The sequence below is a fragment of the Streptomyces sp. NPDC087422 genome, from assembly GCF_044744145.1.
Lineage (GTDB): Bacteria > Actinomycetota > Actinomycetes > Streptomycetales > Streptomycetaceae > Actinacidiphila.
Window position 1 is genome coordinate 150,478 of sequence record NZ_JBIUXT010000014.1, and the last position, 20,954, is coordinate 171,431.

General features: G+C 71.5%; 17 protein-coding genes. 15 read left to right on the forward strand and 2 right to left on the reverse strand.

Features of this window, described 5'->3' with window-relative positions:
• Positions 1-208 precede the first annotated feature (208 nt).
• From ACIO6U_RS32280 to ACIO6U_RS32305, 6 genes are all read left to right on the forward strand, one after another.
• On the forward strand, positions 209-1,003 hold the full coding sequence (locus ACIO6U_RS32280; RefSeq protein WP_355341896.1) for a response regulator transcription factor: 795 nt from the start codon (positions 209-211) through the stop codon (positions 1,001-1,003).
• A 43-nt stretch (positions 1,004-1,046) separates the two neighbouring features.
• Positions 1,047-2,072, forward strand: coding sequence for a LacI family DNA-binding transcriptional regulator (locus ACIO6U_RS32285; RefSeq protein ID WP_355341893.1), 1,026 nt, complete (start codon positions 1,047-1,049; stop codon positions 2,070-2,072).
• A gap of 221 nt (positions 2,073-2,293) precedes the next feature.
• The gene (locus tag ACIO6U_RS32290) at positions 2,294-3,475 is read left to right on the forward strand and encodes a S1C family serine protease (protein WP_401724504.1); all 1,182 of its coding nucleotides are present in this window, start codon (positions 2,294-2,296) and stop codon (positions 3,473-3,475) included.
• A gap of 166 nt (positions 3,476-3,641) precedes the next feature.
• Entirely contained in the window at positions 3,642-3,923 is a 282-nt protein-coding gene (locus tag ACIO6U_RS32295) for a hypothetical protein (protein WP_391049745.1), read from the forward strand.
• A gap of 48 nt (positions 3,924-3,971) precedes the next feature.
• The gene (locus tag ACIO6U_RS32300) at positions 3,972-4,712 is read left to right on the forward strand and encodes a response regulator (protein ID WP_391049797.1); all 741 of its coding nucleotides are present in this window, start codon (positions 3,972-3,974) and stop codon (positions 4,710-4,712) included.
• Entirely contained in the window at positions 4,709-6,172 is a 1,464-nt protein-coding gene (locus ACIO6U_RS32305; protein WP_355341884.1) for a HAMP domain-containing sensor histidine kinase, read from the forward strand. The genes ACIO6U_RS32300 and ACIO6U_RS32305 overlap by 4 nt, the downstream gene beginning before the upstream one ends.
• Before the next feature lie 14 nt (positions 6,173-6,186).
• Here ACIO6U_RS32305 and ACIO6U_RS32310 read toward each other — a convergent pair whose 3' ends face one another.
• Positions 6,187-7,986, reverse strand: a complete 1,800-nt coding sequence (locus ACIO6U_RS32310) for a bifunctional metallophosphatase/5'-nucleotidase (protein ID WP_401724506.1) — start codon at positions 7,984-7,986, stop codon at positions 6,187-6,189.
• A gap of 294 nt (positions 7,987-8,280) precedes the next feature.
• Here ACIO6U_RS32310 and ACIO6U_RS32315 point away from each other — a divergent pair, with 294 nt between their 5' ends.
• The 9 genes from ACIO6U_RS32315 (at position 8,281) to pstB (ending at position 19,770) form a co-directional block, all read left to right on the forward strand.
• Positions 8,281-9,477, forward strand: a complete 1,197-nt coding sequence (locus tag ACIO6U_RS32315; RefSeq protein WP_401724509.1) for an MFS transporter — start codon at positions 8,281-8,283, stop codon at positions 9,475-9,477.
• A gap of 68 nt (positions 9,478-9,545) precedes the next feature.
• On the forward strand, positions 9,546-10,487 hold the full coding sequence (mshD, locus tag ACIO6U_RS32320; RefSeq protein WP_401724512.1) for a mycothiol synthase: 942 nt from the start codon (positions 9,546-9,548) through the stop codon (positions 10,485-10,487).
• 762 nt (positions 10,488-11,249) lie between these two features.
• Positions 11,250-13,460 carry an RNA degradosome polyphosphate kinase gene (locus ACIO6U_RS32325; RefSeq protein WP_355341872.1) on the forward strand — a complete coding sequence of 737 codons (2,211 nt, stop codon included), beginning with the start codon at positions 11,250-11,252 and terminating at the stop codon, positions 13,458-13,460.
• Entirely contained in the window at positions 13,438-14,745 is a 1,308-nt protein-coding gene (locus tag ACIO6U_RS32330) for a CHAD domain-containing protein (RefSeq protein ID WP_401724515.1), read from the forward strand. The genes ACIO6U_RS32325 and ACIO6U_RS32330 overlap by 23 nt, the downstream gene beginning before the upstream one ends.
• Positions 14,742-15,170: an NUDIX hydrolase gene (locus tag ACIO6U_RS32335; RefSeq protein WP_355341866.1), complete on the forward strand. Its 429-nt coding sequence runs from the start codon at positions 14,742-14,744 to the stop codon at positions 15,168-15,170. Before ACIO6U_RS32330 ends, ACIO6U_RS32335 begins: the two co-directional genes overlap by 4 nt.
• Positions 15,171-15,599: 429 nt before the next feature.
• Positions 15,600-16,757 (forward strand): phosphate ABC transporter substrate-binding protein PstS, encoded by a 1,158-nt coding sequence (pstS, locus tag ACIO6U_RS32340; protein WP_355341863.1) that lies wholly within the window; start codon positions 15,600-15,602, stop codon positions 16,755-16,757.
• A gap of 106 nt (positions 16,758-16,863) precedes the next feature.
• Positions 16,864-17,844, forward strand: coding sequence for a phosphate ABC transporter permease subunit PstC (pstC, locus tag ACIO6U_RS32345; protein WP_355341860.1), 981 nt, complete (start codon positions 16,864-16,866; stop codon positions 17,842-17,844).
• On the forward strand, positions 17,841-18,923 hold the full coding sequence (pstA, locus tag ACIO6U_RS32350) for a phosphate ABC transporter permease PstA (RefSeq protein ID WP_355341857.1): 1,083 nt from the start codon (positions 17,841-17,843) through the stop codon (positions 18,921-18,923). The genes pstC and pstA overlap by 4 nt, the downstream gene beginning before the upstream one ends.
• A 70-nt stretch (positions 18,924-18,993) precedes the next feature.
• Entirely contained in the window at positions 18,994-19,770 is a 777-nt protein-coding gene (pstB, locus tag ACIO6U_RS32355; protein ID WP_188285540.1) for a phosphate ABC transporter ATP-binding protein PstB, read from the forward strand.
• A 185-nt stretch (positions 19,771-19,955) separates the two neighbouring features.
• Here pstB and ACIO6U_RS32360 read toward each other — a convergent pair whose 3' ends face one another.
• Positions 19,956-20,951 (reverse strand): inorganic phosphate transporter, encoded by a 996-nt coding sequence (locus ACIO6U_RS32360; protein ID WP_355341853.1) that lies wholly within the window; start codon positions 20,949-20,951, stop codon positions 19,956-19,958.
• Between the last annotated feature and the right edge of the window lie 3 nt (positions 20,952-20,954).

Sequence of the window (20,954 nt, forward strand, 5' to 3'; positions counted from 1 at the left end):
TCTCGGCAGGGCTGTCCATGTGGGCTATTCTTCCGTGCAAGAGGACCTGGGCAATGTCGCCCCCGGGTCCTTTCGTGCTTTCCGGCACGAGGTACGTCCTCGCAGGGACCGAGGAGGGTTCGGAAATGAGCAAGCGCACCGCGTGCGGAAACCGCGCACAGCCACGAGCACACCGACGAAACGTCCGGACGACCGACGGGAGCTGCCGGTGAGTTCTCTCCTGCTTCTGACCAATGCCCTCCAGCCCTCCACCGAAGTGCTGCCCGCGCTCGGGCTGCTGCTGCACAGCGTCCGCGTGGCGCCCGCCGAGGGCCCGGCTCTGGTGGACACCCCGGGCGCCGACGTGATCCTGATCGACGGCCGCCGCGATCTGCCGCAGGTGCGCAGCCTGTGTCAGCTCCTGCGCTCGACCGGGCCCGGCTGCCCGCTGATGCTGGTCGTCACCGAGGGCGGACTCGCCGCGGTGACCGCGGACTGGGGGATCGACGACGTGCTGCTGGACACCGCCGGTCCCGCCGAGGTGGAGGCCCGGCTGCGGCTGGCCATGGGCCGCCAGCAGATCACCACGGACGACAGCCCGATGGAGATCCGCAACGGCGACCTGTCGGTCGACGAGGCCACGTACAGCGCGAAGCTCAAGGGCCGGGTTCTGGACCTGACCTTCAAGGAGTTCGAGCTGCTGAAGTACCTGGCGCAGCACCCGGGCCGGGTCTTCACCCGCGCCCAGCTCCTCCAGGAGGTGTGGGGCTACGACTACTTCGGCGGCACCCGCACGGTGGACGTGCACGTACGGCGGCTGCGCGCCAAGCTCGGCGTGGAGCACGAGTCGCTGATCGGCACCGTCCGCAATGTCGGCTACCGCTTCGTGACCCCGGAGAAGGTCGAGCGGGCCGCCGAGGAGGCCGCCAGGAGCGAGGCCGCGCAGGGCCGCGGGCCGCAGCGTTCCGACGAGCCCGCGGACGTCCCCGTCGAGCGGCTGAAATCCGCCGAACAGACCGTATGACGAGCCATGTGACGGCTGGATAGACACGCGTAGACTGCGCGACGTGCCCAAGGTGACGCGTGACGACGTGGCAAGGCTGGCGGGGACGTCCACCGCGGTCGTCAGCTACGTCATCAACAACGGACCCCGGCCGGTAGCCCCGGCCACCCGCGAGCGCGTGCTCGCGGCCATCAAGCAGCTCGGCTACCGCCCGGACCGTGTGGCCCAGGCGATGGCGAGCCGCCGTACCGACCTCATCGGTCTGATCGTGCCCGACGCGCGCCAGCCGTTCTTCGCGGAGATGGCGCACGCGGTGGAACAGGCCGCGTCGGACCGCGGGAAGATGGTGCTGGTCGGGAACTCCGACTACCTCGACGAACGCGAGGTGCACTACCTGCGGGCTTTCCTCGGCATGCGGGTCTCCGGGCTGATCCTGATCAGCCAGGGCCCCAGCGAGAACGCGGCGACCGAGATCGACGCCTGGGACGCGCGTGTGGTGCTGCTGCACGAGCGGCCCGAGGCGATCGACGACATCGCCGTGGTCACCGACGACATCGGCGGCGCGCAGCTCGCCACCCGCCACCTGCTGGAGCACGGGCACGCGTACGTGGCCTGCCTCGGCGGCATGGAGAAGACGCCGGTGATCGGCGACCCCGTCACCGACCACGTGGTCGGCTGGCAGCGGGCCATGCAGGAGGCGGGGCGGTCCACGGAGGGCCGCCTTTTCCAGGCCCCGTACAACCGGTACGACGCCTACGAGGTCGCGCTGGGCCTGCTGGCCGGGCCCGACCGGCCGCCGGCCATCTTCTGCGCCACCGACGACCAGGCGATCGGCGTGCTGCGCGCCGCGCGTGAGCTGCGGATCGACGTGCCGGAACAGCTCGCGGTCGCCGGGTTCGACGACGTGAAGGAAGCCGCGCTCGCCGATCCGCCGCTGACCACGGTCGCCTCCGACCGGCAGGCGATGGCCAGGGCGGCGGTGGATGCGGTGCTCGACGACTCGCTGCGGGTGCCGGGCGCCCGGCGCGAGCGGCTGCGGCAGTTCCCCTCCCGGCTCGTGGTGCGGGGGTCGTGCGGCTGCCACGGGTAGCCGCGGGAGCCGGGGCGCACGGCCGCCGCGCGTAGCCGTACGCGCGGCGGTGCACGGGCGGCGGTGTACGGGCGGTCGCGGGCGGGCCGCGGTGTACGGGCGGTCGCGGGCGGTCGGGACCGGGGGTTCCCGATCTTGTTTATATGGGGCATACCCACTTCTGCCGGGCTTCTCAGCGAGTGCTCAGGAAGCTCTCATCTTCCGGGCACAGAGTCATTGTCATGACCGAGAGCAGCCGCACCGGCGGCGAACACCAGAACCCGGACGAACCGCAGCTTCCGCTCTACTTCGGCAATGAGGCCCCCCAGGTCTCCGAGCCGGAGGCCCCGCAGTACCGCCAGGCCCCCGACTACGACGCCCCCTCCGCGACCGGCTTCCCGCCGCCGCCCCCGTACGACCCCGCCACGCCCGCCGTCGCCGGGGCGTCGCCCGCTCCCCGCCGCAAGGCCCGCAAGCCCGTCGCGCTGTTCGCCGCCGTCGCGCTCGCGGCCGGTGTGATCGGCGGCGGCGCGGGAGCCCTGATCGGCAACGCGACGCACGACAACGCCACGACGACGACGGCCAGTTCGGCGGTCAACGCGAGCGTCGTGAACGGCAGCGTCAGCAGCGTGGCCAAGGCGGTCAGCCCCAGCGTCGTCGAGATCAACGCGACGTCCGGCGCGGGCAAGTCCACCGGCGCCGGTGTCATCATCACCAGCGGCGGCGAGATCATCACCAACAACCACGTGGTCGCCGGATCGACCTCGGTGTCCGTGACGTACAGCAACGGCAAGACGGCCACCGCGACGGTGGTCGGCACCGACTCCGCCAAGGACCTCGCGCTGATCAAGGTGCGGGGTGCCAGCGGACTGCCCGCGGCCACGCTCGGCGACTCCTCGAACATCGCCGTCGGCGACTCGGTGGTGGCCATCGGCTCCCCCGAGGGCCTGACCGGCACCGTCACCAGCGGCATCGTGTCCTCGCTCAACCGCGACGTGACCGTGTCCACCGACGAGAACCAGGGCCAAGGCCAGGGCGGCCAGGGCAACGGCCAGTGGCCGTTCTCCTTCGGCGGCAACCAGTACAACGGCGACACCGGCAACTCCACCACCACGTACAAGGCGATCCAGACCGACGCCTCGCTCAACCCCGGCAACTCCGGCGGCGCCCTGATCAACATGAGCGGCCAGATCATCGGCATCAACTCCGCGATGTACTCGGACGCGTCGTCCTCGGGCAGCAGCTCCGGCAGCGTCGGCCTCGGCTTCGCGATCCCGATCAACACCGTGAAGTCCGACCTCGCGAGCCTGCGCGCGGGCGGCACCAGCGGCAGCGGCACGACCGACAACAACGGCAGCAGCAGCGGGAACGGCAACGGGAGCAGCAGCGGCGGTAACAGCGGCGGCGGCTTCGGCGGCTTCTGAGCCGACGGGACCGCGGGCACGCGGAACCGCTGAGGGGCCGCCCTCGCCTCTCCGCCCCTCCGCCTCACCGACCCTCTGCCTCACCGACCCTCCGCCTACCCAACCGTCCGGCCCCCCGCCCCTCCGGAAAGAACGGCACCACCCCGAACCACCCTGGGAGAACGCCATGAGCAGCAGCACCCTCACCGTCAGCGCCAACCGGCTGCGCCGCGCCCTCAGTGCCGCCGTCTCCTGGAGTCCGCACAGCGCGGCCGTCGCCACCGGGCCCGCCGATCTCGACCTGCCGCTCGCCCACATCGCCGCCGGCGCGGCCCGCGACGCGGCGGCGGACCGGGCCGTCCGGCGGGAGTCGGCCCCGCGCCCCGCCGAGGTCTCCGCCTCCGCGAAACCCGTGAGCCGCGCGCACCGCGGGACCGCACGACGCGGGACGCGCGCCGTGCGACGCTGAGAGAGTTCCGGCACCATTCCGATGTCCATCAGTGAGGTACCCGACACCATGAGCCCCGGCGACAGCGGCGAGGCCCCCGCCCGCATCCTGATCGTGGACGACGAGCCCGCCGTACGGGAGGCCCTGCGCCGCAGCCTCGCCTTCGAGGGGTACGACACCGCCCTGGCCGCGGACGGGCTCGCCGCCCTCGACCAGGCGGAGGCGTACCGCCCCGACGCGATCGTGCTCGACGTCCTCATGCCGCGCATGGACGGCCTCACCACGGCGCGCCGCCTGCGCGCCACCGGAGTGACCACCCCGATCCTCATGCTCACCGCGCGGGACACCGTCGGCGACCGCGTCACCGGCCTCGACGCGGGCGCCGACGACTACCTCGTCAAGCCCTTCGAGCTGGACGAGCTGCTGGCCCGGCTCAGAGCCCTGCTGCGGCGCAGTTCCTACGCCACCGTCGGCCACGAAGGCGACGGTGGCGGCCACGCGCTCACCTTCGCCGATCTGCGGATGGACACCACCACCCGCGAGGTCACCAGGGACGGGCGCCCGGTCGAGCTGACCCGGACCGAGTACACCCTGCTGGAGCTCTTCCTCACCCACCCGCGCCAGGTCCTCACCCGCGAGCAGATCCTCAAGTCCGTCTGGGGCTTCGACTTCGAGCCCTCGTCCAACTCCCTCGACGTCTACGTCATGTACCTGCGGCGCAAGACCGAGGCGGGCGGCATGCGACGGCTCGTCCACACGGTACGAGGGGTGGGGTACGTCCTGCGCGCCCCGGACGGCGGCCACGCGTGAAGCGGCTCCCCCTGAGGTCCCGGCTCACCATCCTCACCGCGGCGGCGGTGGCCGTGGCGGTGGCGGTGGTGTCGCTGGTCTGCTGGCTGCTGGTGCGCGACCAGCTCATGAGCGAGCTGGACAAGTCGCTGCGCCAGCCGGACATCGTGCCGGTGCAGCAGATCTCGCGCACGCTCAACACCCAGGGCTGCCAGTCGAGCGTTCCGGCGATGAACAGCACGCAGGGCGCCAACGGCGGCTCCGTCGGCTTCATCACCACCAACACCCTGGCCCAGGTGGTGCTCTCCGACGGCACGCCCTGCTGGGTGCAGGGCCGTACGACCATCCCCGTCGGCCCCGCCGACCACGCGGTCGCGGACGGCCAGCGACGCGACGCCCTCCACACGGTGACCGCGCCCAACGGCCAGAAGCTGCGCGTCTACACCTCACAGGCACGGATCAATCTCCAGCCGGCGGCGATTTCCGTGGCCCGGCCGCTGAGCGATGTCGACCGCCCGCTGACCACCCTGGCCTGGGTCCTGCTGGCCGTCGCCGGGATCGGCGTGGTCGGCGCGGCGAGCGCGGGGCTGTGGATCGCGCGGACGGGGCTGCGGCCGGTGGACCGGCTGACCGAGACCGTCGAGCACATCGCCCGCACCGAGGATCTGAACGTCAACATCCCGGTGGAGGGCGAGGACGAGATCGCCCGGCTCAGCGCGTCGTTCAACGCGATGACGGCCGCGCTGGCGTCGTCGCGCGACCGGCAGCAGCAGCTCATCGCGGACGCGGGGCACGAACTGCGCACGCCGCTCACGTCGTTGCGGACCAACATCGAGCTGTTGGAGCGCAGTGAGGCCACCGGCCGGGCGATCCCGCCGGAGGACCGCAAGGCGCTGATGGCGTCGGTGAAGGCGCAGATGACCGAACTGGCCTCGCTGATCGGCGACTTGCAGGAGCTGTCCCGGCCGGACGCCGTACCGACCCTTGAGGTGGTGGCGCTGCACGAGAGCGCGGAGACGGCGCTGGAACGGGCGCGGCTGCGCGGGCCCGACCTGAAGATCAGCGCGGAGCTGGCGCCCTGGTATGTGCGGGCGGAGCCCGCCGCGTTGGAGCGGGCGATCGTCAATCTGCTGGACAACGCGGTGAAGTTCAGCCCGCCCGGCGGCGGGATCGAGGTGCGGCTGGCCGACGGGCAGCTCACCGTACGCGATCACGGGCCGGGCATCCCGGAGGACGAACTGCCGCATGTCTTCGAGCGGTTCTGGCGGTCGCCGTCGGCGCGGTCGCTGCCGGGCAGCGGGCTCGGGCTGTCGATCGTGGCGCGCACGGTGCAGCAGTCGGGCGGCGAGGTCGCGCTGACCCGGGCGCCGGGGGGCGGCACGCTCGCCGCCCTCCGGCTGCCGGGAGCGCCGACCGCGCCGCCCGAGGGGCCCGCCGTGTCGTCCGGCGGCTCCACCGTATTCGCCGGTTTCGACGAATGACCGTGCTCTGAGCCCTACTTGATGACGGTGACCCGGTCGGCGGCGGGCGGGGCGAGGGGCGCCGCGGCCGTGGAGTGGGCGGTCAGGTAGGTGGCGAAGGCGGCCAGGTCGTCGCCGCCGATCAGCAGGGACGTGCCCTGGGCGAGGACGGGGAAGCCGTCGCCGCCGCCGGTCAGGAAGTTGTTCATCGCGACGCGGTAGTTGGCGGCGGGGTCGATCGGGGCGCCGTTGAGCTTGACGGAGTCCGCGACGACGCGCGCCGCGCCGGACTTGGTCAGGTCGAGCGTGTAGGTGAGCCCGGCCGAGATCTGGAGGATCTTCGTCGCCGCCTCGTTCGGCCCGCTGACCTGCTGCTGGAGCGCGGTCACGAGCTGCGCGCCGGTCAGCGTCTCCAGGTTCACGGTGTTGCTGAACGGCTGTACGGCGAAGCCCTCGGCGTAGGTGACGACGCCGTCGCCCTCGCTGCCGGAGGCCGCGTAGACCAGGTCGGTGCGGATGCCGCCGGGGTTCATGAACGCGATCTGCGTGGTCGGGTCGAGGGTCTTGGCGTATTCGAGCTGCGCGTCGGCGATGAGGTCGCCCAGCGGCGTCTCGTTGGTGCCGGTGCGGCCGATGTCGCCGCTGATCCAGCCGACGGTGCGGTTGGCGATCGGGGCGGCCAGCGCGTTCCAGCGGGTGATCAGCGAGGTCATGTCGGCGGCCTTGGGCTGGACGCGGTCCACGACGTGGTTGCTGCCCTTGACCGAGGTGCGCACGATGTCGCCGGTGCGCTTGTCGACCTTCATGTCCAGCTCGGTGTAGAGCCGCCCGAAGGACGAGGCGCTGGTGACCAGCCGGGGCTTGCCCGCCGGGTCGGGGATGGTGCAGACGTACGCGTTGTGGGTGTGGCCGGTGACCAGCGCGTCGACGTCCGGCGAGATCTTCTTCGCGATGTCCACGATCGGGCCGGAGATGCCGGTGCCGGGACCGCCGCTGTCGCAGTCGTAGTTGTAGCTGCCGGAGACCGGGAAGCCGCCCTCGTGGATCAGCGCGACGACCGACTTGACGCCCCGCTTGCGCAGTTCGGCCGTGTACTTGTTGACCGTCTCGGCCTCGTCGAGGAACTTCAGGCCCTTCACACCGGACGCGGTGACGATGTTCGGGGTGCCCTTGAGGGTGACGCCGATGAAGCCGACGCGGACGCCCTTGACGTTCTTGATCGTGTACGGGGCGAGCAGCGGGCGGCCGGTCTTCTCGTTGACGACGTTCGCCGACAGGATCGGGTAGTCGGCGCCCTTGAACTTCTTGCCCTTCTCGTAGCAGCCCTCGACCGGGTGGCAGCCGCCGTTCTGGAGACGGAGCAGTTCGTCCTTGCCCTCGTCGAACTCGTGGTTGCCGACGCCGGTGACGTCGAGGCCGATCTTGTTCATCGCCTCGACGGTGGGCTCGTCGTGGAAGAGGCCGGACAGCAGCGGGCTCGCGCCGACCAGGTCGCCCGCGGCGACGGTCAGCGAACGGTCATGGCCCTTGCGGGCGTTGCGCAGGCTGGTCGCCAGGTACTCGACGCCACCGGCGTCGATGGTCTTGACGGTGCCGTCGGCCTGCTGCTCGGTGACGCGGCCGGAGGAGCCTGCCGGGGGCTCCAGATTGCCGTGGAAGTCGTTGATCGTCAGCAACTGGAGGTCGACCGTGTTGCCGGACTGCCCGTGGCCCGGCTTTCCGGGGTGGCCGGGCCGGTCGTGGCCGCCACCGTGCTGGGCGGGCCCGGCCGCGACAAGCGCGCCGACGGCCACGAGCCCGACGGCCGCGACGGAGATTCTGCGCGTCAGAGACATGGATCCCCTCGGATCAAGGACTGGCGTCGGCTGGGGTCAGCCGCCGCCAGCTGAAGTCAACAACTGGTCAAATACGGGTCACGCGGAGGGCAGCATAGAGTCAACGCGCGTAGCGCGGCAGGGGGGCGGGGGTTAAGACCCGGTTACCGCCCGGTGGGCCGGGATCGTCCGGGTGAGGTCCGGTGGCGCGATGTCGCCCTAGCGAGTCTCACGATGCGAAACGAACTGTCTCAAACTGCGGAGCAGCCGCCATAGTTGGATGCACCACCCACTCACCGAGGAGGTGCTTCCGACGTGCGTCGTTGGATCATGCTGGCGCTGGGAACGGCCGCGCAGACCGCGGCCTGCGCCTTCGTGTACGGGGTCCCGTATCTGGCCGACGAGCTGCGCGGCCAGCAGGGGCTGAGCCTCACGCGGGTCGGTTTCCTGGTGGCGTGCCCGACCGCGGGGCTGGTGCTCGCGCTCTATCTGTGGGGCGCGGCGGCCGACCGGTGGGGCGAGCGGGTGGTGATCGCGCTCGGCCTCGGTATCGCGGCCGGCGCCCTCGGCGGGGCCGCCTGGGCCGCGCACGGCATGGTCGCGCTCGGCGCGCTGCTGGTGCTGGCGGGCGCGTCCGGCGCCTCGGTCTACTCGGCCAGCGGACGCCTGGTGATGGGCTGGTTCTCCGCCGAGGAGCGCGGGCTGGCCATGGGCATCCGGCAGACCTCCACCCCGCTCGGCATGGGCGTGGCCGCCCTCGCCATGCCGCCGCTGGCCGCCGCGCACGGGCTGCGCGGCGCCTTCGGCTTCCTCGCCGCGATCTGCGCCGTCATCGCCGTGCTGATCGTGGTCTTCGCCGCCGACCCGGCGCGCGCCGAGGCCGCCGCGGCGGGCCCCGCGCCGAACCCGTACCGCGGCTCGCGGCTGCTGCCCCGCATCCACGGGTCGGCCGCGCTGCTGGTGATCCCGCAGTTCACCGCGGGGGCCTTCGCGCTGGTGCTGCTGGTCGACGTACGCGGCTGGTCGCCGGTGCACGCCGGGCAGCTCATCGCCGTCGCCCAAGGTCTGGGCGCGGTGTCCCGCATCCTGGTCGGCCGCTGGTCGGACCGGGTCGGCGACCGGCTGCGGCCGATGCGGCAGCTCGCCGTCCTGACCGCCGCCGTGGTGGCCGCCACCGCCGTGAGCACCGCCTTCCCCTCCCCGCTGACCCCCGTGCTGCTGGTCGCCGCCATCGCGATCACCTCAAGCACCAACGGCCTGTCCTTCACCTCCACCGCCGAGCACGCGGGCCCCGCCTGGTCGGGTCGCGCCCTCGGGGTCCACAACACCGGCCAGAATCTGACCGCCGCCGTCGTCCCGCCGGTCATGGCCGCCGTCATCTCGGCCACCGCCTACTGGCCCGGCTTCGCCCTCGCCGCCGCCACGACCTGCGTCTCCGCCGTCCTCATCCCCATCCCCCGCCGCGCCGCCCCCGCCGACGCCGAGGGCGCCCGCCGTACGGTCTCGGCCTGACCGACGCTTTCGGCTCCGCGGGCACCCGCCGCCGCCGATGCCGGGGGCACCCGCCGTACGATCTCCGCATGACCGACGCGCGGATCGAGGCCCTGACAGAACTGCCCGCTGACACCGCCGAAGCGGTGCTCGGCCTGATCGGGGCGGCGACCGCCGCGGACGGGCAGCCCGCCGTCTCCGAGAGCGGACGGCTCCATGTGCGCGGCGGCGCGCGCGAGGGCGTCCGTCACCTGCTGCTGTGGACGCCTGGACAGGACGGGGCCGGGGGGGCCGACGGGGCCGGGGCCGACCTCACCGGATACGCGCAGATCGACGGCTCGGACCCGGTCGAGGCGCCCTCCGCCGAACTCGTCGTCCACCCCGCGCGGCGCTCCCGTGGCCACGGCCGCACCCTGGCCGCGGCCCTTCTGGACGCCACCGGCAGGCGCGTACGCGTCTGGGCCCACGGCGGGCACCCCGCCGCCCGGCACCTCGCCGTCCAGCTCGGCCTCAAGCTCTTCCGCGAGCTGCGGCAGATGCGGCGGCCCCTGACCCCGGACGCCGCCGACCTGCCCGAGCCGCGGCTGCCCGACGGCATCACCGTCCGCACCTTCGTCCCCGGGCGCGACGATGCCGCGTGGCTCGCCGTCAACGCCGCCGCCTTCGCCCACCACCCCGAGCAGGGCTCCCTCACCCAGCGCGACCTCTCCGACCGCCTCGCCGAGCCCTGGTTCGACCCCGCCGGCTTCTTCCTCGCCTTCCGCGGCGAGGACCTCGTCGGCTTCCACTGGACCAAAGTCCACCCCGAAGGGCTCGGCGAGGTCTACGTCGTCGGCGTCCTCCCCGCCGAGCAGGGTTCCGGCCTCGGCCGCGCCCTCACCGCCGTCGGGCTCCGCCACCTCGCCCGTGACCGCCGCCTTCCCGCCGCCCTGCTCTACGTCGACGCCGACAACCCCGCCGCCCTCTCCGTCTACGAACGCCTCGGCTTCACCACCCACGAGGTCGACCTCATGTACCGCACCGAAACCTAAGCCCCCCCCCCGCAGGGCCTGCCCTTCCGGGGGCGCGCCCCCAGTGCCTCCACCCCGCGCACGGCCTGCCTTCAGGGCGCGCCCCCCGTGCCTCCGCCTTGCGCAGGGCGTGTTTTTCAGGGGCGCGGGGAACTGCGCGACCAGCCCCCACCGGGCTGTCAGCCCGAAAACAACCGCATCTGCCCCGCTGGGGCCGGTTTCTCACCCGCGCCACCGCTCGGGCTGAGCGCGCAGTTCCCCGCGCCCCTAACTACACGGCGTGCCGCCTCGGCAGAAGAACCGCCCCAGGGCGCGCCCCTAAAAGATCGGCCCACCCCCCCTGGCAGAAGCCCCCCCCGGGGCCGCGCCCCAAAAAACACGTGGCCGGCGCCCGGCAGAAGAACCGCCCCAGGGCGCGCCCCTGGGAAGATCGGCCCACCCCCCCCCGGCAGGGGACCCGCGGGGCCGCGCCCGTGGAAAGGGGCTCACCTGCGCGAGGTGGAGGGGGAGGGGGCGGACCGGAGGGTGCGGACGGGGCGCGGGCCGAGATTCGAAGGCACCCCCGCTGGAAGCGTCCCGCTTGCCTGACGGCAACGCTCTCGTTACCGGCGATTCAACCTCGCTTGCGAGCATCGCAGGATGCAGCCCGCTGCCCCCGCACCCCCTCCCCCGCCCGACCTGCCGAAACCCTCGGGTACACGGGACAATGGACCGACGGCCCACGGTCGCCCCGAGCCGGCCGCAGGCCGCCCCGTGCCGGACCAGGAGGAGGGCTCGCATCCCATGGCCCAGACGAATCACCCCAGTTTTCCCGCCCAGCCCCAGCAGTCGTTGGCGTCCGGGACGTTCCGCCCCCGCGTCGTACCGAATCCGGACCCGGGATCGTCGAGCCTGGGCGAGGCGAGCGAGGAATTCGGTGAGGAATTGCCGCAGGGCCGCTTCCTGGACCGCGAACGCAGCTGGCTGGCGTTCAACGAGCGGGTGCTCGAGCTGGCCGAGGACCCGGCGACCCCGCTCCTCGAACGGGCTAACTTCCTGGCGATATTCGCCAGCAACCTGGACGAGTTCTTCATGGTCAGGGTCGCGGGCCTGAAGCGGCGTATCGCGACCGGTGTCGCGACCCGCTCGGCGTCCGGCGCCCAGCCGCGCGAGGTGCTGGACCTGATCCTGACCAGGTCGCGGGAGCTGATGGCCAGGCACGCGGCCTGCTTCCAGAACGACGTGGCGCCGCAGCTCGCGGACGAGGGCATCCACGTCATCCGCTGGCACGAGCTGACCGAGAAGGAGCAGGCGCGGCTGTTCACGCTGTTCCGGCAGCAGATCTTCCCGGTGCTGACCCCGCTGGCCGTCGACCCGGCGCACCCGTTCCCGTACATCTCGGGTCTGTCGCTGAATCTGGCGGTGGTGGTACGGAATCCGGTCTCGGGCAACGAGCACTTCGCGCGGGTGAAGGTGCCGCCGATCCTGTCGCGCTTCCTGGAGGCGGGCCCGCAGCGGTACGTGCCGCTGGAGGACGTGATCGCCGCGCACCTGGAGGAGCTGTTCCCCGGCATGGAGGTGCTCGACCACCACATGTTCCGGGTCACGCGCAACGAGGACCTGGAAGTGGAGGAGGACGACGGCGAGAACCTGCTCCAGGCGCTGGAGAAGGAACTCATGCGCCGGCGCTTCGGCCCGCCGGTCCGCCTGGAGGTCGAGGAGTCCATCGCCCCGCGCGTGCTCGACCTGCTGGTGCACGAGCTGAAGATGAAGCACAACGAGGTGTATCCGCTGCCGGGTCCGCTGGACCTGACCGGGCTGTTCGCCATCGCGGGCCTGGACCGCCCCGAGCTGAAGTACCAGAAGTTCGTGGCGGGCACCCACCGCGACCTGGCGGAGGTCGAGTCCGCATCGGCGCCCGACATCTTCGCGGCGCTGCGCCGCCGGGACGTGCTGCTGCACCACCCGTACGACTCCTTCTCCACCTCCGTGCAGGCGTTCCTCGACCAGGCCGCCGCCGACCCCGACGTCCTGGCGATCAAGCAGACGCTGTACCGGACGTCGGGCGACTCGCCGATCGTCGACGCGCTGATCGACGCGGCCGAGGCGGGCAAGCAGGTGCTGGTGCTGGTCGAGCTGAAGGCGCGCTTCGACGAGCAGGCCAACATCAAGTGGGCGCGCAAGCTGGAGGAGGCGGGCTGCCATGTCGTCTACGGCCTGGTCGGCCTCAAGACGCACTGCAAGCTGTCGCTGGTGGTCCGCCAGGAGGACGACACCCTGCGCCGCTACAGCCACGTCGGCACCGGCAACTACCACCCGAAGACGGCCCGGCTGTACGAGGACCTCGGTCTGCTGACGGCCGACCCGCAGGTGGGCGCGGATCTGTCGCACCTGTTCAACCGGCTGTCCGGCTACTCGCGCCGCGAGGTCTACAACCGGCTGCTGGTCGCGCCGCGCAGTCTGCGCGACGGCCTGATCTCCCGGATCATGGAGGAGATCGCGCACCAGCGCGCCGGGCGTCCCGCGTATGTCCGGCTGAAGGTGAACTCGATCGTCGACGAGCAGATCATCGACGCGCTCTACCGCGCCTCGCAGGCCGGGGTCCCGGTGGACATCTGGGTGCGCGGGATCTGCGCGGTACGGCCGGGCGTCGCCGGTCTGTCCGAGAACATCAAGGTCCGCAGCGTGCTCGGACGCTTCCTCGAACACTCGCGGGTGTTCGCGTTCGGCAACGGCGGCGAGACCGAAGTCTGGTTCGGCAGCGCCGACATGATGCACCGTAACCTCGACCGCCGCATCGAGGCGCTGGTCAGGGTCGCCGACCCGACCCACCGCGCCACCCTCAACCGCCTGCTGGAGGACGGGATGTCGGACACGACCTCCTCCTGGCACCTGGCGGCGGACGGTAATTGGACCCGGCACAGCACCGACCCGGACGGGAAGCCGCTGCGCAATGTCCAGGAGATGCTCATCGACGCCCGGAGGCGCCGGCGTGGCCCAGCAGCAGCTACCTGACAGCCCCCCGCTGACCCCCGCGGGGAGCGGCGACCCGGGCCCACCGGCCGCCGCCCCCGCACCGGGCGGCACGACGGGGACACGTACGACGCAAGCGCGTACACCGCAGTCGCGGACGGCCGCGGCGCCCACGGCCGACGCGGGCCCCACGCCCGCGGGCCCGCCCGGCGGTACGGCGGGCGGCACCCTCGCGCGCTATCTGCACGACCAGGCCACCGCCTTCCTGCGGGCCCTGAGCCTGCGGGGCGAGCACGAGGGCGACGCCGACGAACTGCTGCGGGCCAGCGCCCGGCGGATCGGCGGGGTCCTGCACATCTACGCGCCGCTGACCGACCCGGTGTGGGCAGAGTCGCTCCGCGCCGAACTGGGCTGGCTGGCCACCACCTTGGCCCGCGAGCCGCAGTACACCGCCCGGCTGGCGCGGCTGCTGGAGGCGCTGCGGCGGCTGTCGGCCGCCGCGGACCCGGACCCGGACGCCGGCGGCAAGGCCCCCGCGGACACCGGCGACGTCCCGGGGCCGCCCGCGCCCGCGGTCCCGCCGCCCCCGGCCGGGAGCGGTCCGCTGGCGCTGGGCGCCGCGCGCGCCGGGGCGCTCCTGGAGCGGCAGCTCACCCTGGCCCGTACCCGGGCGCACTCGGCGACGCTCCAGGCGATGGGCTCCTCGCGTTTCCACGCGCTCGCGGACAACATCGCCGTCCTGGCCTCCGAGGTGCCGCTGACCGCGGCGGCCGAGGGACCGGCCGCGACCGTACTGCCGCCGCTCGCCGCCCAGGCCGACCGGCGGCTGGCCGACGCGGCGGGCGCGCTGCCGCTGCTGCGCGCGGCGCACCCGTACAACGCGGAGGCCGTCCAGGCGGCGCTCGGCACCGAGCTGACGGCCGACCTCCAGGACTCGCCCTGGCACCAGGTGCGGGTGCTGCTGCGGCTGAGCCGTTACGCGGCCGAGGTCTGCCGGGGCATCGACCCGGACGGCGAGGCGGCGGCGCAGCGGCTGGCCGAGGCGGCCGTGCTGCTGGCCAGGCACCGCGAGGCGGCCGAGTGCGCGGCGGCCGTCGCGGCGGCGGCCCGCACCCCGCGCATAGCTCCGGCGACCGCGTACGCGCTGGGCGTGCTCCACGCCGACCAGCGGCACGAGGTGGAAGCCGCGCGCTTCGCCTTCTCGCGGCTGTGGCAGCCGGGCTCCGGCGCCTCTCGGCCCGGTCCGCCCGGTCCCGCAGCGAGTGCCGCGCCGGGGTCCGCACCGGGCCCTGGGCCGAATCCCGTACCGGGGGCGCGCACGGAATGAAACGCGCGGGCGACAAGAGCGGAACGACCGTACGGGCGGCGGGCGTCGTGCTGTGGCGCGTCTCGCCGTACCACGGCGGGATCGAACTGGCGCTGGTGCACCGGCCGCGTTACGACGACTGGAGCCTGCCGAAGGGCAAGCTGAAGCGCGGCGAGGAGTTCCCTGCCGCCGCGCTGCGCGAGACCCGTGAGGAGACCGGCCTGGGCTGCTCACTCGGCGCCCCGCTGCCGACGTCGCGCTATCTGGTGGACGGCCGCCCCAAGGAGGTCCGCTACTGGGCGGCCGAGGCGTGGGAGGGCTCTTTCGTCCCCAACGACGAGGTGGACCGGATGATCTGGCTGCCGCCCTCGGCTGCCCGCCGCAGGCTCACCCACGACCGCGACCGGCCCCTCGTGGACGCGCTGCTGCACGCGCTGGCGGGCTGACGGCGGTCGGCGGAGCCGTCCCACAACAGGCTCATCGGGCCGGCCGTACCGGCTCGCGGGGCCCGAGCGGGGGCACGAGCGGGCACCCGAGCGGGTGGACGGCCGGTGAACCGACGTACCACCGCGTGCCGATCGGCCCGCCCGGCGGCCGTAACCGGCCCGTGTCACCCCCGTGACCTGCCCGTGTTCCTTTGTGACACAACGACAGCCCCGGATACCACTTCGTCACCACGGCGCGCGTAACGCGCGTAGCGGCACCACCCTGATAGACGAGGTTCACCTGGCGTTCACTCCCTTCCGTCGGTCGCTTCACTTCATCTGCCTAATTTCGGGCTTACCGGTGAGCATCACGCGACGCCGGGTGGATGCAGAACCCATAACCCTCTGCTTCGCCGTCCACCGGCGGGCTTTTGGAAGGAACACACGAAGGTGAAGCTTCAGCGTAAGAACGGGCTGCGGGCCCTGACCGTCGGCGCGGTCGCGATTACCGGCGCGCTGGTCCTGAGCGCCTGTGGTTCGGACAACAACAACGACTCCACGTCCACGCCCAGCGGCAGCGCCTCGGCCAGCTCGTCCGACAGCAGCGCCAACGCGAGCGGCATCGCCTGTGAGAAGGGCCAGATCCTGGCCTCCGGCTCCAGTGCCCAGCAGAACGCGATCGAGTCGTGGGTCAAGGACTACCAGCAGGCCTGCTCGGGCGCGACGATCAACTACAAGACCTCGTCCTCCGGTGAGGGCATCGTCGACTTCAACCAGGGCACGGACGCCTTCGCGGGCTCCGACTCCCCGCTGAAGCCCGAAGAGGTCACCGCCTCGAAGAAGGTCTGCACCAACGGCCAGGGCATCAGCATCCCGATGGTCGGCGGCCCGATCGCCGTCGGTTACAACCTCTCCGGTGTGAGCAACCTGGTTCTGGACGCGCCCACCCTGGCGAAGATCTTCAACTCGAAGATCACCAACTGGAACGACGAAGCGATCAAGAAGCTCAACCCGGGCGTCACCCTGCCGAGCTCCAAGATCCAGACCGTGCACCGCCAGGACGAGTCCGGCACCACGGACAACCTGACCAAGTACCTGAAGGGCGCCGCTCCGGCCGACTGGCCGTACGAGCACGCGAAGGCGTGGATGGGCAAGGGCGGCCAGGCCGCCGCGAAGTCCGCCGGTGTCGCCGCGCTGGTCAAGCAGACCGAGGGCTCCATCGGTTACTTCGAGCTGTCCTACGCGACCGCCAGCACCATCCCGACGGTGAAGATCAACACCGGTGCCTCCGCGCCGGTCGAGGCCACCTCGCAGAACGCGTCGGCCGGTATCGCCTCCGCCAAGGTCGTCGGCACCGGTTCCGACCTGTCCCTGGACCTGGGCGCCGCGTACACCACCAAGGCGGACAACGCCTACCCGATCGTCCTGGTGACGTACGAGATCGCCTGCGACAAGGGCAACAAGGCCGACACCCTGCCGCTCACCAAGTCCTTCCTGACCTACATCGCCAGCGACGCCGGTCAGGCGAAGCTCTCGGCGGCCGGCTACGCCCCGCTGCCGACCGAGATCGCCACGAAGGTCCGCTCCACCATCACCGCCCTGTCCTAGTCGAGTCGGCGGGCCCCGCGGTCCTGGCGACCGCGGGGCCCGCCGTACATCCGGTGCACCGCCGCCGGGGGACCGAACGTCCCCCACCCAGACCGGAGAAATCCCTATGACCACCACCGCCCCTCCCCCTACCGCGCCACCGGTGGAGACGAAGACCGTCACCCGGCCCGGCGACCGGATCTTCGCGGGACTCTCCCGCGGGTCCGGCATCTTCCTCCTCGTCGTGATGGCGGCCATCGCCATCTTCCTGACGGTCCGCTCGGTGAGCGCGATCTCCAAGGACCACGGCAACTTCCTGACCACCTTCGAGTGGAACGCCAGCCTCAACCCGCCGGTGTTCGGCATCGCGGTACTGGCCTACGGCACGGTCGTCAGCTCGGTCATCGCGATGGTCATCGCGGTCCCGATCGCCGTCGGCATCGCCCTGTTCGTCACGCACTACGCACCGCGCCGCCTGGGCGGTCCGATCGCCTACGTGATCGACCTGCTCGCCGCGGTGCCCAGCATCATCTACGGCCTGTGGGGCGCGCTCTTCCTGGTGCCGCACCTCAAGGGCCTCAACCTCTGGCTGGACAAGTACTTCGGCTGGACCGTCATCTTCGAGAAGCAGGACCCGAACTCGGCCGCCCGGTCGCTGTTCACCGTCGGCATCCTGCTGGCGATCATGATCCTGCCGATCATCACCAACGTCAGCCGCGAAGTGATCCGCCAGGTGCCCAAGATGCACGAGGAGGCGGCGCTCGCGCTCGGCGCGACCCGCTGGGAAGTCATCCGCCTGTCGGTGCTGCCCTTCGCGCGCTCCGGCATCATCAGCGCCTCGATGCTGGGCTTGGGCCGCGCGCTCGGCGAGACCATGGCGGTGGCCACCGTGCTGTCCGCCTCGCCGCAACTGTCCGCGCACATCCTGGACCCGCTCGGCGGCACCTTCTCGCAGAACATCGTCGCCAAGTTCGGTGAGGCCGACGAGTTCGGCCGCGACGCGCTGATCGCCTCCGGCCTGGTGCTCTTCTTCATCACCCTGCTGGTCAACGGCGCGGCCCGACTGATCATCGCCCGCCGCAAGGAGTACTCGGGGGCCAACGCATGAGCGACCTGATCGTGGACGACAAGCCGCCGGCCCCGGCGGAGGCTCCCGCCACGCCGCCGCTGGCCTCCCGTCAGCTCCCCAAGTGGGCCCCGCTGGCCATCGCGGCCGGAGCCGTCGTCGTCGCCGGAGCGATCGGCGCGGGCTTCGGGCTCGACAGCAAGATCCAGTGGGGCCTGATCGCGCTGCTCCTCTTCGTCGCCGGTTCGTACGTCATCACCGCGCAGGTCGAGGGGCGCCGCCAGGCCAAGGACCGGGTGGCCACCAGCCTCGTCTGGTCCAGCTTCATCCTGGCCGTCATCCCGCTCTACTCGCTGGTCGAGACGACGATCAGCAAGGGCGTCAAGGTCCTCGACGTCAACTTCCTGACGCACTCGATGAACAACGTGCTGACCATCCAGCCCGGCGGCGGCGTCTACCACGCCATCATCGGCACCCTGGAGCAGGTCGGCATCGCCGCGGTCATCGCCGCGCCGCTGGGCATACTCACCGCGATCTACCTGGTCGAGTACGGCAAGGGCGCGCTCGCGAAGTGGGTCACCTTCTTCGTCGACGTCATGACCGGCATCCCGTCGATCGTGGCCGGTCTGTTCATCCTCTCGATGTGGTTCGTGCTGATCGGCAAGGCCCCCGCGACCGGTTTCGCCGGCTCGCTGGCCCTGGCCATCCTGATGATGCCGATCGTCGTCCGCTCCACCGAGGAAATGCTCAAGCTCATCCCGAACGAGCTGCGCGAGGCCTCCCTCGCCCTGGGCGTCCCGAAGTGGCGCACCATCGTCAAGGTCGTCATCCCCACCGCGATCGGCGGCATCACCACCGGCGTCATGCTCGCCATCGCCCGCATCGCGGGCGAGAGCGCGCCGATCGCCCTGCTGGTGTTCGGCAGCAACCTGATCAACACGGACCCCTTCAAGGACCCGCAGTCGTCGCTGCCGTTCTTCATCTACCAGCAGTACGGCAACGGCAACGAGCCGAGCTACGACCGCGCGTGGGCCGCGGCTCTGGTGCTCATCGCCTTCGTGATGATCCTCAACCTGGTGGCCCGCGGCATCGCCCGCTGGAAGGCCCCGAAGCATCGATGAGCGGCTCCGCCGCGTGGCAGGTCGCTGACGCGGCCGACATCAGACGACCTTGAGAAGAGAAGTGATCCCCATGGCCAAGCGAATCGACGTCAGCGGCCTCACCGCGTACTACAGCGCCTTCAAGGCCATCGAGGACATCTCGATGACCGTGGAGCCCCGCACCGTGACCGCCTTCATCGGCCCGTCCGGCTGCGGCAAGTCCACCTTCCTGCGCACCCTGAACCGCATGCACGAGGTCACCCCCGGCGGCCGCGTCGAGGGCAAGGTGCTGCTGGACGACGAGAACCTGTACGGGACGGGCGTCGACCCGGTGACCGTACGCCGCACGGTCGGCATGGTCTTCCAGCGGCCGAACCCGTTCCCCACCATGTCGATCTACGACAACGTGGCGGCCGGTCTCAAGCTCAACGGTGTCCGCAAGAAGGGCGAGCTGGACACCATCGTCGAGAAGTCCCTCAAGGGCGCCAACCTCTGGAACGAGGTCAAGGACCGGCTCAACAAGCCCGGTTCCGGCCTGTCCGGCGGCCAGCAGCAGCGGCTGTGCATCGCCCGCGCCATCGCGGTCGAGCCGCAGGTGCTGCTGATGGACGAGCCGTGCTCGGCGCTCGACCCGATCTCCACCCTGGCCATCGAGGACCTGATCGGTGAGCTGAAGACCCGCTTCACGATCGTGATCGTCACGCACAACATGCAGCAGGCCGCCCGTGTCTCCGACCGCACCGCGTTCTTCAACCTGGCCGCGGTCGGCCAGCCCGGCAAGCTCATAGAGATCGACGACACCGAGCGCATCTTCTCCAACCCGTCGGTCCAGGCCACCGAGGACTACATCTCGGGCCGCTTCGGGTGACAGGACCGCCGCGCGGTGCTGCATGGCGGTGCCACCGCAAGGCGCAGGCCCCGCTTCCCGGTGACGGGAAGCGGGGCCGAACCCATGTCAGGGGGCGTCGCCTTGATGCGCGCGACGGGTCAGCCGAAGATCAGCCGGGGTCGCGCGACGGGTGAGCCGGAGATCAGCCGGGGTCGCCCGACGGGTCAGCCGAAGATCAGCCGCACCAGGTAGAAGCCGATGGCGGCCACGAGACCGGCGGCGGGCATCGTGATGAACCATCCGGCCACGATGTTCTTGGCCACCCCCCAGCGCACCGCCTTGACCCGCTTGGTCGCACCGACGCCCATGATCGCGGAGGTGATGACGTGGGTCGTGGAGACCGGCGCCTGGAAGATGTACGAGGTCGCGTAGAGGATGCCCGCGGACGTCGTCTCGGCGGCGAAGCCCTGCGGCGGGTCGAGGTCGATGATGCGACGCCCCAGCGTCCGCATGATCCGCCAGCCGCCCGCGTACGTACCGAGCGACATCATCGCGGCGCACACGAACTTGACCCAGATCGGGATGCCGTACCCGTTGCTCGGGTCGTGGATGACCAGGGCGAGGACGACCACGCCCATCGTCTTCTGCGCGTCCTGGAGACCGTGGCCGAGCGCCATCGCCGCCGCCGAGACGGTCTGCGCGATACGGAAGCCGCGCTTGGCCTTGTGCGGATTGGCGCGGCGGAAGAACCAGAGGATCGCCAGCATCACGAGATAGCCGACGACCAGGCCGACCACGGGCGAGACGAACATCGGGACGATGACCTTGTCGACCACGCCCGACCAGTGCACGGTGACGCCGCCGGCCAGCGCGGCGCCGACCAGACCTCCGAACAGCGCGTGGCTGGAACTCGACGGCAGACCGAAGTACCAGGTGACCAGATTCCAGATGATCGCACCGGCGAGCGCGGCGAAGAGGATGCCCATGCCGTTGCGGCCGGTGGGGGTCTCGATCAGCCCCTTGCTGACGGTCTTGGCGACGCCGCTGCCCAGGAACGCGCCCGCGAGGTTCATCACGGCGGCCATGGCCAGCGCGGCCTTGGGGGTCAGCGCGCGGGTCGACACCGAGGTGGCGATGGCGTTCGCCGAGTCGTGGAACCCGTTGGTGTACGTGAAGAAGAGCGCGACCCCGATGGTCGCGACCAGAGCGAAGGTGTCCACGTA

What these genes read in the sequence shown, in the direction of transcription:
- pstB (WP_188285540.1), top strand. Translation starts at nt 18,994, where the DNA reads ATGGCCAAGCGAATCGACGTCAGCGGCCTCACCGCGTACTACAGCGCC.
- ACIO6U_RS32325 (WP_355341872.1), top strand. Translation starts at nt 11,250, where the DNA reads ATGGCCCAGACGAATCACCCCAGTTTTCCCGCCCAGCCCCAGCAGTCG.
- ACIO6U_RS32295 (WP_391049745.1), top strand. Translation starts at nt 3,642, where the DNA reads ATGAGCAGCAGCACCCTCACCGTCAGCGCCAACCGGCTGCGCCGCGCC.
- ACIO6U_RS32290 (WP_401724504.1), top strand. Translation starts at nt 2,294, where the DNA reads ATGACCGAGAGCAGCCGCACCGGCGGCGAACACCAGAACCCGGACGAA.
- ACIO6U_RS32335 (WP_355341866.1), top strand. Translation starts at nt 14,742, where the DNA reads ATGAAACGCGCGGGCGACAAGAGCGGAACGACCGTACGGGCGGCGGGC.
- ACIO6U_RS32310 (WP_401724506.1), bottom strand. Translation starts at nt 7,986, where the DNA reads ATGTCTCTGACGCGCAGAATCTCCGTCGCGGCCGTCGGGCTCGTGGCC.
- pstC (WP_355341860.1), top strand. Translation starts at nt 16,864, where the DNA reads ATGACCACCACCGCCCCTCCCCCTACCGCGCCACCGGTGGAGACGAAG.
- pstA (WP_355341857.1), top strand. Translation starts at nt 17,841, where the DNA reads ATGAGCGACCTGATCGTGGACGACAAGCCGCCGGCCCCGGCGGAGGCT.
- mshD (WP_401724512.1), top strand. Translation starts at nt 9,546, where the DNA reads ATGACCGACGCGCGGATCGAGGCCCTGACAGAACTGCCCGCTGACACC.
- ACIO6U_RS32300 (WP_391049797.1), top strand. Translation starts at nt 3,972, where the DNA reads ATGAGCCCCGGCGACAGCGGCGAGGCCCCCGCCCGCATCCTGATCGTG.